The sequence below is a fragment of the Clostridium bowmanii genome (assembly GCF_018861315.1).
Lineage (GTDB): Bacteria > Bacillota > Clostridia > Clostridiales > Clostridiaceae > Clostridium_AD > Clostridium_AD bowmanii.
In genome coordinates this window covers 1-13836 of record NZ_JAHLDL010000057.1, presented here as the reverse complement: position 1 = coordinate 13836, position 13836 = coordinate 1, and the positions used below count along the sequence as shown (strand labels likewise).

Below are 13836 nucleotides of genomic sequence, written 5' to 3'. Positions count from 1 at the left end.
TCCTATATTAAACAAAACATTAACCAATAAATACCTTAAAAATTTAGGATTAGTTTCTATATCAGAAACATATTTATTAAAACATTAATTTTTATTGAACCGCCGTGTACCGAACGGTACGCACGGTGGTGTAAGAGGTCGGCTAATCAGATAATGATTAGCCTCCTACTTGATTCGCATAGAAGCTTATGATATGTATATTAGTCGTTGCAACTGAGGATTATATTGATTTATACGGAAAATATAAAGCAAAGATTTTCTTGAGGTACTGAAAAGAAATGAAAATAAAAAATGGTAAGTTAATATTAGTTACGGACATCAACCCAACTCCTGAAGAGAAAGGAAAATCTACGGTTACAATAGAGCTTGGACAAGCTTTATGTAAGCAAGGTAAGAATGCAGTGATACTCTCAGAGAACCGTCTCTTGGCCCAGTATTTGGAGCTATAGGCGGAGCTGCTGGTGGTGGGTATGCTCAGGTTGTACCAATGGAAGATATAAATCTACATTTTACGGGGGATATGTATGCAATAACTGTATCTAACAATTTACTATCAGCGGCTATAGATAACCATATTCACCAAGGAAATGAGATGGAAAAATACATATTATTGCCATGGAAATATAATGATAATGCCTGGTATTCCAAAGGTACCAGCTGCACATAAGATGGACTTTTGAAGATGGTACTATATGTGGTTTATTCTAATTAGATTTGAATGTGACAAAGGTTGTTATAGAATATATCTATAGCAGCCTTTTTTAATAAACAGAAAAATGAAATATTACTTGCAAAAATAAATATACAAAATTCATAGCATATGATACTATCATTGTGAGTGGAATTTTAACGACATTACAGCTTCGCAGAAGATGATTTGATGTTTTATAAATAGGAGGTATTGATATGTACAAGGTAGATAATCTCATTAACACTATAAAAGATTCCCACCAAGGTGGCGGAGATTCTAAAATAAAAATGCAACATAACTTACACAAATTGACTGCTAGAGAAAGAATACAATCTATTTTAGAAGTGGGCTCATTTATTGAAATAGGTGCTTTGGTTGAGAAAAATGGTGCGGGAGTAATAACTGGATATGGAACTGTTCATGGTAAGTTAGTATATATATATAGCCAAGATTATACTGTGGATGGAGGAGCTGTGAGCCTTGCGAATAGTAATAAGATTTGTAACGTTATGGATATGGCAATTAAAATGGGTGCTCCGTTAATACAGGTCTTAGATTCGGTAGGTGCTAAATTATCAGAGGGATTAGATATTTTAACTTGTTACGGGTCTATATTAAAGAGAAATGCTAGACTATCAGGAGTTGTTCCTCAAATAGCGGTAATTGCAGGTCCATGTTTCGGAATTGCGGCATTAAGTGCAACAATGAGTGATTTTACAATAATGGTTAATAATACTTCTGAACTTGGAATAAGTTCAAATAAAAAAATTACCCATGAAGAAGGGAAATATGTAGATGCTAATATGTATTCAAGTGCAAATAATTGTAGTGAAAATGGAAGCATTCAAATTGTTGTAGAAAATGATGCAGAAGCATTTAAAGTAGTAAAAAAAATTCTTGGAATTATTCCATCTAATAATATGGAAACTCCTACAATTGGTATAGAGGACACTAATATTAATCGTTCAAATAATAACTTGAATGAATTGGTAAATAATGAAGAGGTAAACTCATATAAAGTAATGAATGCCTTGGTTGATGAAGATAGTATAATAGAATTAAATAATAATTGGGAGTCTAATATTATAACTAGTTTAGCTAAAATAAATGGAATTACTATTGGGATAATTGCTAATGCGCAAAAGGAGAATACAAATATAAGTATTAAAATTTCGGAAAAGGTCAGTAGGTTTGTTAAAATATGCGATTGCTATAATATCCCTATACTTAGCATAGTAGATACTGATGGATTTGAGGTTAGCTTAGTTGAAGAACAAAGCGGTTTATCCACTTATGCTTCAAAAATGATATATTCATTAATTGAGGCAACAGTGCCAAAGGTTTCACTAATTATAGGGAAGGCTTACGGGGCAGGTTATTTAGCTCTTGCAAGTAAAGAAGCAGCTTTTGATATTTCCTATGCATGGCCAACGGCAAAAATATCAGTAACTCAGCCAGAAACCTTAATAAAAGTTTTACATAGGGATGAAATTATGCAGGCGGAGCATCCTAAATTAAAGGAAAGTGAAATAATATTTAAATACATGGATGAGGTAACTAGTCCATACATAGCAGCGGAAAAAGGTATTATTGATGATATTATTATGCCGTCAGAAACAAAACAGAGGATTTTTGCAAGTATAGACATGCTTTATAGTAAAAAAGAAATAAAGTACCCTAAAAAACATGGAAGTACATTAATATAGGGGGAATAGACATATGAAATTTTCAGTTTTAGATGCATTAAGTACTACATTAGTAGCCATGACCATTGTTTTTGCCTTATTGATTATTCTGCAGTATATAATAAAACTTCAAAGTTTTATTTTGAATTTTATAGGAAGGAAGAGTAAGAGTCCTAAAATAGATGTAAGCTGCAAGCAAGATGAAGAAGTGGAAGATGAAGAAGTGATAGATAAAGATGAAGAAGAAGAAGAAGAAGTTCAATCGTTACAGAATTTAGAAGTAGTGGCTGTAATAACTGCAGCTTTATCTGCTTATCTAGATATACCAGGGTCCAATCTAAAAATAAAGAGGATCAGAAGAGTAAATAGCAATTGGGGCTTGGGACTATCTTCAGTTGAAAATGACAAATAAAGGCACAGTTCGGAGGGGTAAAAATGAAAAAATACAACGTAAAAGTTAATGGAATCTCATATCAAGTAGAAGTTGAAGAGGTTATGGGAGGGTTTTCTAGCAGCCCGGAAGTCGTAGCAGTATCAAAGGCATCTCAAGAAAAAGTTGTTATAGCACCAAAGGTATCTCAAGAAAACGTTGCTTCAGCGCCAAAGGCTAAGGTTAAAAAAACAGTAAGCAGCGGGGAAAAAATAGAATGTCCAATGCCAGGAACAGTGCTTAAAGTAAATGTTAATTCAGGGGATAATGTTAAAAAAGGTCAAGTGCTATTTATACTAGAGGCAATGAAAATGGAGAATGAAATTATGGCACCACATGATGCAAAGATTATAGAAGTAAGTGTAGCTGATGGAGCAAATGTTAATACGGGAGATATATTGGCGGTTATTCAGTAACAAGGGGAGAGGTAATATAAATGGATATCTTACAAGTATTAAATGACCTATGGCTTTCTTCTGGCTTTGTAAAATTAGACTGGCAGCATCTTATAATGATAGGGCTTTCATGCCTATTAGTATATTTAGCAATAAGAAAAAAATTTGAACCATTACTGCTTTTACCAATAGCCTTTGGTATGCTATTAGTAAATATACCAATGACGAGCATTATGGCTGGACCACATGGAAATGAAGCGGGGGGATTGCTCTATTACTTATACAAAGGGGTAGAACTAGATATATATCCACCTCTAATATTTTTAGGAGTAGGGGCTATGACTGATTTTGGACCGCTAATAGCCAATCCGTCTAGTGTGCTTATGGGAGCAGGTGCACAATTCGGAGTATTTTTTGCTTTTACTTGTGCAATAATCATGGGATTTACTCCACAGGAAGCGGCATCAATTGGAATTATAGGGGGAGCAGATGGGCCTACAGCAATTTTTTTAACTAGTAAGTTGGCAAAACACCTTTTAGGACCAATTGCGGTGGCAGCTTATTCATATATGGCTTTAGTACCTTTGATACAGCCGCCTATAATGAGATTATTAACTACCGAAAAAGAAAGAACAGTTAAAATGGGTCAATTAAGACAAGTTAAGCAAACAGAGAAAATTATCTTCCCAATAGTAGTTACACTAATAGTAGGGTTAATGCTTCCATCTGTGGCTTCACTAATTGGAATGCTAATGCTGGGAAATTTGTTTAGAGAGTCAGGAGTTGTTGGTAGATTATCTGATACAGCTCAAAACGGGTTAATAAATGTAGTTACTATATTTTTAGGAGTAACAGTCGGAGCTACAGCAAAAGCAGATGTGTTTATAAATTGGGACACTTTAAAAATAGTTGTTATAGGCTCCATTGCTTTTGCTATAAGCACGGCAGCTGGAGTTATAATAGGAAAGATTATGTGTAAGGTTACAAAGGGTAAGGTTAACCCATTAATAGGGTCAGCGGGAGTCTCAGCAGTGCCTATGGCGGCCAGGGTTTCTCAGGTAGTGGGACAAAAATACGACCCAAGTAATTTCTTGCTTATGCATGCTATGGGTCCTAATGTAGCAGGTGTAATTGGAACTGCTGTTGCAGCAGGTATTCTTTTAACTATTTTTGGGAAATAATATAGATACACATTTTTAAATTCTAAAAAATAAAGCTCTTTATCTAATATCCATAAACAAGCATCAAATGAAAGTTTAATCTAAAAGGAAAGGAAAATTGTAAACAAATACAAGGAGCTTTTATAAAAAAATTACTTGACAAATATGGTCAAGTTGTTAAAATTAAATTGTTAAATTAAGAATAGTTAAACTTATATCATATATACTATTCTTCTATTTTTAGCAATGAAAAAACATAAAGCAGCTTATAAGCTGCTTTATATTATATAGGCGGTGTATAAAGTGATTTTAGTTTTAGATGTTGGAAATACTAATACTGTTTTAGGGATTTTTAAAGAAAAAGAGTTACTTGTAGAGTGGAGACTTTCTACAGATGCACAAAAGACTGCTGACGAATATGGAATTCAAGTAATGCAGTTATTTTATCAGAGCAACATAAAAATTGGACATATTAAAGGAGTAATAATTTCTTCAGTTGTTCCTAATATTATGTATTCATTAGAACATATGATAAGAAAATATTTTAAACTTACACCTATTGTAGTAGGACCAGGAGTTAAGACTGGAATAAATGTAAAGTATGATAATCCTAAGGAAGTAGGTGCAGATAGGATTGTTAATGCTGTTTCAGCCCATGAAATATATAAAAGATCTTTAATATTGATAGATTTTGGTACAGCTACAACCTTTTGCGCTATAAGTAAAGATGCTAATTATATAGGGGGGACTATCTGCCCTGGTATAAAAATAGCATCTGATGCACTATTTGAGAGAGCGGCGAAACTGCCTAGAGTGGAGCTTATAAAACCAGAAACAGTTATAGGCAAAAATACTGTTTCAAGTATGCAGGCTGGGATAATATATGGTTATATTGGCCAAGTGGATTATATTGTTAATAAAATGAAGAGCGAAATGATTAATATGGGAGAAGAAGAGCCGTTTGTAGTAGCTACAGGAGGACTCTCAAAACTAATAAGTGAAGATTCTTCTACTATTGATGAGTTCAATCCATACTTAACATTAGAAGGTCTTAGAATTATTTATGAGAAGAATAAGGAATAGGTGATGATTTAATGAAAATATCAGATATTCAATTTGAAAATGATGTTTTTTTAGCTCCTATGGCAGGAATAACAGACATCGCTTTTAGAGGATTATGCAAAGAATTAGGTTGTGGTCTTTTGTATACTGAGATGGTAAGTGCTAAAGGATTATATTATGGTAGTAGTAATACGGAAGCTCTCATGAAGATTTCAGAAGTAGAGAGACCTGTGGCTATTCAGATCTTTGGGAACGATCCTAAAATTATGGCGAGTGCTTGTGAAATTTTTAATACAAGGACTGATATATGCATGGTTGATGTAAATATGGGATGTCCTGTTCCTAAGATAGTAAAAAATGGTGAAGGGTCGGCTTTAATGAAAGATCCAAAACTCGCAGCTGAAATAATAAAAGAAATGAAAAAGGTCTCTATAAAACCTGTAACAGTAAAGTTTAGAACTGGCTTTGACTCAAATAATATCAATGCTGTAGAATTTGCTAAATACATGGAAGATGCAGGTATAGATGCTATGGCGGTACATGGCAGGACTAGGGAGCAGATGTACGAGGGTAGAGCTGATTGGAATATTATAAGGGATGTAAAAGATAGTGTTAAAGTTCCGGTAATAGGAAATGGTGATATTTTTTGTGTAGAGGATGCTATAAGAATTAAGGAAATTACTAATTGTGATGCCATAATGATTGCAAGAGGAGCTAGGGGTAATCCTTGGATTTTCAGAGAAATTAAGCAGGCTCTAAAGGGTGAAGAGATTGTATATCCTACTCCAGTGGAAAAAATAGATATGTGCATAAGGCATTTAGATTTAGCAGTTAAATATTATGAAGAAATTAAAGCAGTTAGAGAAATGAGAAAACATACTGCTTGGTATGTTAAAAGTCTTAACAATTGTGCTGAAATAAAGTCTAAAATTAACACTAAAGTGAGTTATTTTGAGGTAAAACAGGTTCTTTTAGATTATAAAGAGTATTTGAAAATGGCACCTTCATAATTTTAAAATTGAAGTATGAATTTATGTAATTAATACTGAATAAGATAATAGTACATTAATTGATAAGGTGGATACTTTATGAAGCCGATTATAAGTGTAACTTCAAATATTGATAAATCCTATAATGAATTTGGATTTTTAAGCAAGATTATGGATAAAAGAAAGATAAAGTTAATAAGTAGTGAGTACATTAAAGAACTAGATGTTAAAGTGACTAGTGTAAAGTTTCCACCTAATTTTAATGAAAAGGCATACTTAAATAACATAACTTATGCTAAAAGAATATGTAAAAGTAGACAAGTACAATTATCAGTAAAAACATTAAGACCTCTGGATTACAATTATTTTAATTCATTCCAAAAGCGATTTTTGGCTTTTAGCATTATAAAAAGTATACAACTTATGCTTAGGATTAGAAACGAGAGCCTGAAAAATTGCTGCATTGTGGTATATGATGCTGTGGATATTATAAATTATGATGTTATTTTAGAACTAGCCAGGCGAAGCAAATATATTGTATTTTTGTCGCAAGATTTAGTAAAAGCTAGAAGACTTGCAGATTATATCACTGCTAATTTTGGAGTATCGCCCATTGTCACAAATGATGAACTCTATGCTACTAAAATATCGGATTTTATTATTTCATCTAAAAATATGGAATTTAGTTCTGGAAAATTAGTATGGCTTATAGATAATAGTATGGTGGTAAGAAATAATATTGTAGCTGTAAATGATGTAAGTTATAATGTGCCCTGGAGTACTTTAAAAGTTGATTTTTCATTGGAACTCATAGCATCAGTATTATGTCAGATGCAAGAGCGAGATATTGAAAAAGCCCTTAAGTATAATGGTATATACCTAAAAGAAATAAAATTCAACAATAATGTAATATGTTAGTATTTTTATCGTAGAACATATTGACAATATTAATGAGCTGACTTATAATATGTTAATTAGTTACATGGATTGTTATTCTAATAATGAATTTAAGCCCCAATAATTTATTATTAGAATAACAATCCAATATTATATAAATTTCGCTAATTCCCTATATTTTAAAAAAAGTATTATGGCGGGAGTAAAAGTTTAAATTTTATTATTTTGTAGCGGTATTAAGAATAATTACTAAATTATTTAATAAAAATTTAAAAGGGGAGAAAGAAATGAGCGAACCAAAAAAACACGTAATGACCTATGAGGGAATAAGAAAATTAGAAGATGAATTAGAATTTCTTAAGACCGTAAAGAGGAAAGATATAACAGAAAAGATAAAAGTAGCTTTGGGGTATGGTGATTTAACTGAGAACTCAGAGTATGACGAAGCTAAAAATGAACAAGCATTTGTGGAGGGAAGAATATTACAATTAGAAAATATGCTTAGGAATGCAAGTGTTATAGATGAGAATGAAATTGAAAAAGACGTAGTAAGTATAGGATCTATAGTTAAAGTTAAGGACTATGTATTTAATGAGGAAGTAAAATTTTATATTGTTGGTTCAGCAGAAGCAGATCCTATGGATAATAGGATATCAGATGAATCACCAGTTGGAAGTGCGCTTGTAGGCAAGAAAGCAGGAGCAATTATAGAAGTTACAGTTCCGGATGGTATTGGTAAATATGAAGTATTAGAGGTTAGCAGAGGTTAGTTTTATAAAGTATTTATTTTTTTATAGAGTATAAGGGTACCAAACAAGGTATAATTGTTAGGTGCCCTAAAGAAATATACGCACACAAACAATAGTGCAGACGAATAATTAGCAATTGTTTTCTGTCCTAGAGAAAATCAGGAGGGATATTAATGTCAAACGAAGGAAAGAACGAAGAAAAGAGTTTACATGAGCTTGAATCTAAATATAATGAGCAGGTAACCATAAGAAGACGAAAATTAGTTGCCTTACAAGAAGAAGGTAAAGATCCATTTGATGTATACAAAGTTGAAAGAACTCATACATCACAACAGGTTAAAGACAATTATGAGCAGTTAGTAGGTACACAAGTTATTGTAGCAGGCAGACTTATGTCTAAAAGAGTTCATGGCAAGGCTGGTTTTTCAGATGTTCATGATAGATATGGTAAAATTCAATTATACATAAAAATAGATGATGTAGGCGAAGAAAAATTAAAAGAATATAAAAGTTTTGACATAGGTGATCTTTTAAGTGTAACAGGCACACCATTTGTTACAAAAACTGGTGAAATATCATTACATATAGTAGATTTTCAGCTTATAGCTAAGTCTTTAAAACCACTTCCAGAAAAATGGCATGGCTTAAAGGATCCTGATTTAAGATATAGACAAAGAGAAGTAGATATAATAATGAATCCAGAAGTAAAAGAGACCTTTATGAAAAGAATAGCAATAATTAGATATATAAGAGAATTCTTAGATAATAAAGGGTTTTTAGAAGTTGAAACACCAATTTTATCTCCAATAGCAGGGGGCGCTGCAGCTAGACCATTTATGACTCATCATAATAGCCTAGACATTGATATGTATCTTAGAATTGCCACAGAGTTATATTTAAAAAGACTTATTGTTGCTGGTTTTGAAAAGGTTTATGATATGGGTAAAAACTTTAGAAATGAAGGAATGGATATAAGACACAGCCCAGAGTTTACAATGATAGAACTATATGAAGCTTATGCAGATTATAATGATATGATGGTAATAACGGAAAATATGGTTGCTTATGTTTGTGAGAAAATTAACGGTACTACAAAAATAAATTATCAAGGCACTGAAATAGACTTTGCACCACCATGGAGAAGAATTACTATGGTAGATGCAGTAAAAGAATATTCAGGTGTTGATTTTGCGCTAATTAATACTGATGAGGAAGCTAGAACAATAGCTAAAGAAAAACACTTAGAGTTTAAAAAAGAAATAAAAGATTGTTCAAAAGCAGATGTACTTAATGAGCTATTTGAACAATATGTAGAAGAAAACTTAATAGAACCAACATTCTTATGTGATTACCCTGTAGAAATATCACCTCTTACTAAGAAAAAAAGAGGAAATTCAGAGTTTACAGAGAGATTTGAAGGGTTTGTATTTGGACGTGAAATTTGCAATGCATACTCCGAGTTAAATGATCCAGTAGTTCAAAGGGAAAGATTTATGCAACAAGCAAATGAAAGAGAATTAGGCGATGATGAGGCTTATTTAATAGATGAAGAATTTATGAGTGCTTTAGAAACAGGAATGCCTCCAACAGGCGGACTTGGTATAGGCATTGATAGAATAGTAATGTTCTTAACCGATGCTTATTCAATAAGAGACGTTATCCTATTCCCTACAATGAAACCAATTCAGTAATTTAAATAAGTATATTGAAAAAGATATTTTAGTTAATCTAAAATATCTTTTTTTCTTTTTATACTTATTAATAAAATGAAAAACATAAAAGTATAATAAAAAACAGAAAAACTATTGAATTTTTAATTGTATATGTTATACTATTGGTGTAATTAGAAGTAATATTAATCCGCGATAGCTCAACGGTGGAGCGCTCGGCTGTTAACCGATAGGTTGAAGGTTCAAATCCTTTTCGCGGAGCCAATTTTTATTTTTTTTGAAGTAATGATAGAGGTACTAACATATTTGGTAGAATAATATTATTAAGTGAAGTCAATGTTGATGCTATGTGTGATATTGTTGACAATAAGATTTAGTTTGGTATAATATTAATATAATGGAATATTTCACTATGATAAAGAAGAGTAGTAGTAGTGCTTTCTAAGAGAGATTGTGGTTGGTGTAAACAATCAAAGTATTATTGTGAAAGGAACTTTGGAGTGTATAAAACTTAGAGCAGGGCTTGTGCCAATAAGGGTGGAACCGCGGAATTAATTTTCGTCCCTTAGGGTATAGTCTTTTTTTTATATTAAAAACTTAGGAGGTATTAATATGGCTTTAGAAAAAAGCATGGATAAGATTGTTGCATTATGTAAAAATAGAGGATTTGTATTCCCAGGATCTGATATATACGGAGGTCTTGCTAACTCATGGGATTATGGTCCTCTAGGAGTTGAATTTAAAAACAATGTTAAAAAAGCTTGGTGGAAAAAATTCGTTCAGGAAACTCCATATAATGTAGGGGTAGATTGCGCTATACTTATGAACCCTGAAGTATGGGTTGCAACCGGACACGTTGGAGGATTTTCGGATCCGTTAATGGATTGTAAAGATTGTAAATCTAGATTCAGAGCAGATAAGTTAGTAGAAGACAATATGACTAAACTTGGAGTAGAAGTAGCTACTGCTGATGGTTGGACAAATGAAGAATTAAAGGATTATATGGAAAAACAGGGAATAGTATGTCCTAAATGTGGGAAGAAAAATTTTACTGATATTAGAAAATTTAATTTAATGTTTAAGACTTCTATGGGAATAACTGAAGAAGGGAAATCAGAAATATATTTAAGACCAGAAACGGCTCAAGGTATATTTGTAAACTTTAAAAATGTTCAAAGAGCTACAAGGAGAAAGATACCATTTGGTATAGGCCAAGTAGGAAAGGCTTTTAGAAATGAAATAACACCAGGAAATTTTATTTTTAGAACAAGAGAATTTGAGCAAATGGAATTAGAATTTTTCTGTAAGCCGGGTACAGATTTAGAATGGTTTGCATACTGGAAAGATTATTGTGCTAATTTTTTATATAATTTGGGAATGAACAAAGAAAATATAAGATTTAGAGACCATGGTATAGAGGAATTATCATTTTATAGTAATGCTACCTGTGACATAGAATTCTTGTTTCCTTTTGGATGGGGAGAATTATGGGGAGTTGCCGATAGAACTGATTATGATTTAAAGAAGCATATGGAACACTCCGGCAATGACCTTAGTTACCTAGACCCTATTACTAATGAGAAATATGTACCCTATTGTATTGAACCATCACTCGGTGCAGATAGAGTTGTCCTTGCATTCTTAGCTGATGCATATGATGAAGAAGAAGTTAAAGGTGGTAAAGAGGGAGACTGTAGAACAGTGCTTCATTTACATCCAGCACTTGCACCTTTTAAGGCGGCTGTTTTGCCACTTAGTAAAAAATTATCAGAAAAAGCGAATGAAGTTTTTGCTATGCTAGGCAAGAAATTTAATGTAGACTACGATGAAGCTGGAAGTATAGGAAAGAGATATAGAAGAGAAGATGAAATAGGAACTCCATACTGTATAACTGTTGATTTTGATACTTTAGAAGACAATACGGTAACAGTTAGGGACAGAGATACAATGGATCAAATAAGACTAAATATAGATGAGCTCGAAAAATTCATAGAAGAAAAACTACAGTTTTAAATTATAATTGCTAGTTTGCTTTAGAGGATAGCGTGTAGTATAAAAAAGGCCAAGGATGGGCTATATTTATACTATAGGCTATCTTTTTTCATAAATTTAAATAATATAAATATCCTTATGAAGTCGTGAATATTGCAGTACCACAGGTAATGATTTAAGTGGTATAATTATTACAAACAAAGTTCTGAAATTAATAATTTAATATGAAACCTATAAAAAGTACATGGAGGGTTATATGAAGAAAGATTTTAACGAATTTAAAGAGTTTATAAAAGGCAAAAGTGTTGGTGTTGTGGGTATTGGAGTGAGTAATATTCCTTTGATACATTTTTTAGTGAAGCTAAAGGCTAGTGTTACGGCTTTTGACAGAAAATCTTATAGCTTGCTTGGACAAGTAGCAACTGAATTTGAAAAAAACGGGGTAAAGTTAATTTTAGGTGATGATTACTTGGATGACTTAGCGGGCTTCGATGTTATTTTTAAAACACCATCTATAAGGATAGATAATCCTGCGCTATTAAAAGCAAAAGAAGCAGGAACATATATAACATCAGAGATGGAAGAGTTCATAAAATATTGTCCTGCAAAAACTTTTGGGGTAACTGGTAGTGATGGAAAGACAACCACAACTACAATTATATATAATATATTAAAAAAAGAAGGATATAAAACTTGGGTTGGAGGTAACATAGGAACTCCACTTTTTGCTAATATTGAAGAAATAAGTAGTGATGATAAAGTAGTATTGGAACTTTCAAGTTTTCAACTTATGACTATGAACGTTTCTACAGATGTAGCAGTAGTAACAAACCTAAGCCCAAATCATCTCGATATTCATAAAGATATGGAAGAATATATAGATGCAAAGAAGAACATATTTAAATATCAAAGTAAAGATGGTCTCATTGTACTTAATAGGGATAATGCATTGACTTATAAACTTAGGCAGCAGGCTAAGGGAAAAGTTAGGTGCTTTAGCTTAATAAAGAAACTTGAAGATGGTGCATATTTTCAAAATAACGAATTATTTATTATGAATAAGGTAGTATGTAATCGTGATGAAATAAAGCTAAAAGGAATGCATAATGTGGGGAATATGTTAACTGCCTTTTGTGCAACTCAAGATGAAGTATCAGTTGCAAGCATGAGAGAAGTAGCTACCACTTTTACGGGGGTGCCTCATAGGGGTGAATTCGTGAGGGAAGTAGATGGAGTTAAGTATTATAATGATTCCATAGCATCTAGTCCAACAAGGACAATAGCAAGTATTAAAGCATTTGAAAAACCAGTTATATTAATTGCCGGAGGATATGATAAACAAATACCTTTTGAGCCACTAGCAGAAGAAGGCTACTTAAATATTAAAATACTAATACTCGTAGGTACTACTAAATATAAAATAAAAGAAGTTTTTGAGTCTTTATTAAAAGAAAAGAAAATTTCTTTAGAAATTATACTAGCTGAAGATTTTAATGAAGCAATTTATAAAGCTAAAGAAGTTTCGAGGCCTGGCGATATAGTAACATTGTCACCAGCATGTGCAAGCTTTGATATGTTTGAGAATTTTGAGGTAAGAGGTAATAAATTTAAGGAAATAGTAATGGAATTGCAGTGAATATAACGTTTAATAAGAACTTCGGTAAATAGATATTATTTTACTGGGGTTCTTATTAAGTTTTAAATGCACAACAAATGTTCCAAGTGTATCATTATAAGAAAAATAAAGGATATGATAGCATTAACTATATATATGGAAATAAACTGAAAAAAATGAATGATTATAAACAAAGATGGAGTTATACATATGATATTATATTAATTGTCGTTGAAACATACAGTTAAAACTTAACTTTAAGTTTATAGTGATAAAGCAAAAATTCATTATTAAATATTTTATTAAAATAGTTGACAATGAACAAAAAAAGAATTATACTTAAAAAAGTCGTCACATGATGGCAAAGTAAATTGGTCTTTGAAAATTAAACAGAGAAATAGGTAAAATAACGAAATAATATTTCGTTAGACCAGTTAATTACTTTAGATAAAGAAGTAATTTTAGTCGTAAGACTAAAAAGTATGTAATGAGCTTGAGTAA

Annotated in this window: 11 protein-coding genes, 1 tRNA gene, 1 pseudogene and 1 other annotated feature; all 13 genes and pseudogenes read left to right on the top strand. The window is 31.9% G+C overall.

Annotated elements, in window-relative coordinates; genetic code table 11:
* Nucleotides 1-188 precede the first annotated feature (188 nt).
* Nucleotides 189-598 (top strand): annotated as a pseudogene (locus tag KPL51_RS23775) (formate--tetrahydrofolate ligase); the annotation flags it as partial.
* A 308-nt stretch (nt 599-906) separates the two neighbouring features.
* Nucleotides 907-2397: an acyl-CoA carboxylase subunit beta gene (locus tag KPL51_RS21990; RefSeq protein ID WP_216166394.1), complete on the top strand. Its 1491-nt coding sequence runs from the start codon at nt 907-909 to the stop codon at nt 2395-2397.
* A gap of 13 nt (nt 2398-2410) precedes the next feature.
* Nucleotides 2411-2788, top strand: coding sequence for an OadG family protein (locus KPL51_RS21985; RefSeq protein WP_216166392.1), 378 nt, complete (start codon nt 2411-2413; stop codon nt 2786-2788).
* Between the two features lie 23 nt (nt 2789-2811).
* Entirely contained in the window at nt 2812-3222 is a 411-nt protein-coding gene (locus tag KPL51_RS21980; protein ID WP_216166390.1) for a biotin/lipoyl-containing protein, read from the top strand.
* A 20-nt stretch (nt 3223-3242) separates the two neighbouring features.
* On the top strand, nt 3243-4382 hold the full coding sequence (locus KPL51_RS21975; protein WP_216166388.1) for a sodium ion-translocating decarboxylase subunit beta: 1140 nt from the start codon (nt 3243-3245) through the stop codon (nt 4380-4382).
* A gap of 282 nt (nt 4383-4664) precedes the next feature.
* The gene (locus KPL51_RS21970; RefSeq protein WP_216166386.1) at nt 4665-5444 is read left to right on the top strand and encodes a type III pantothenate kinase; all 780 of its coding nucleotides are present in this window, start codon (nt 4665-4667) and stop codon (nt 5442-5444) included.
* A gap of 11 nt (nt 5445-5455) precedes the next feature.
* Complete coding sequence (dusB, locus tag KPL51_RS21965) at nt 5456-6433, top strand: tRNA dihydrouridine synthase DusB (RefSeq protein WP_216166384.1); 978 nt, start codon at nt 5456-5458, stop codon at nt 6431-6433.
* 78 nt (nt 6434-6511) lie between these two features.
* On the top strand, nt 6512-7330 hold the full coding sequence (locus tag KPL51_RS21960; RefSeq protein WP_216166382.1) for a Rossmann-fold NAD(P)-binding domain-containing protein: 819 nt from the start codon (nt 6512-6514) through the stop codon (nt 7328-7330).
* Between the two features lie 266 nt (nt 7331-7596).
* Complete coding sequence (gene greA / locus KPL51_RS21955; protein ID WP_216166380.1) at nt 7597-8079, top strand: transcription elongation factor GreA; 483 nt, start codon at nt 7597-7599, stop codon at nt 8077-8079.
* Nucleotides 8080-8231: 152 nt separating this feature from the next.
* Nucleotides 8232-9749, top strand: a complete 1518-nt coding sequence (gene lysS / locus KPL51_RS21950) for a lysine--tRNA ligase (RefSeq protein ID WP_216166378.1) — start codon at nt 8232-8234, stop codon at nt 9747-9749.
* 168 nt (nt 9750-9917) lie between these two features.
* Nucleotides 9918-9992: transfer RNA gene (locus tag KPL51_RS21945), tRNA-Asn, on the top strand.
* 139 nt (nt 9993-10131) lie between these two features.
* Nucleotides 10132-10297, top strand: a binding site (T-box leader).
* A gap of 43 nt (nt 10298-10340) precedes the next feature.
* A complete protein-coding gene (locus KPL51_RS21940) occupies nt 10341-11741 on the top strand; it encodes a glycine--tRNA ligase (protein WP_216166377.1) in 1401 nt (466 codons plus the stop codon).
* 235 nt (nt 11742-11976) lie between these two features.
* Nucleotides 11977-13356 carry a UDP-N-acetylmuramoyl-L-alanine--D-glutamate ligase gene (murD, locus tag KPL51_RS21935; RefSeq protein ID WP_216166376.1) on the top strand — a complete coding sequence of 460 codons (1380 nt, stop codon included), beginning with the start codon at nt 11977-11979 and terminating at the stop codon, nt 13354-13356.
* Nucleotides 13357-13836 lie beyond the last annotated feature (480 nt).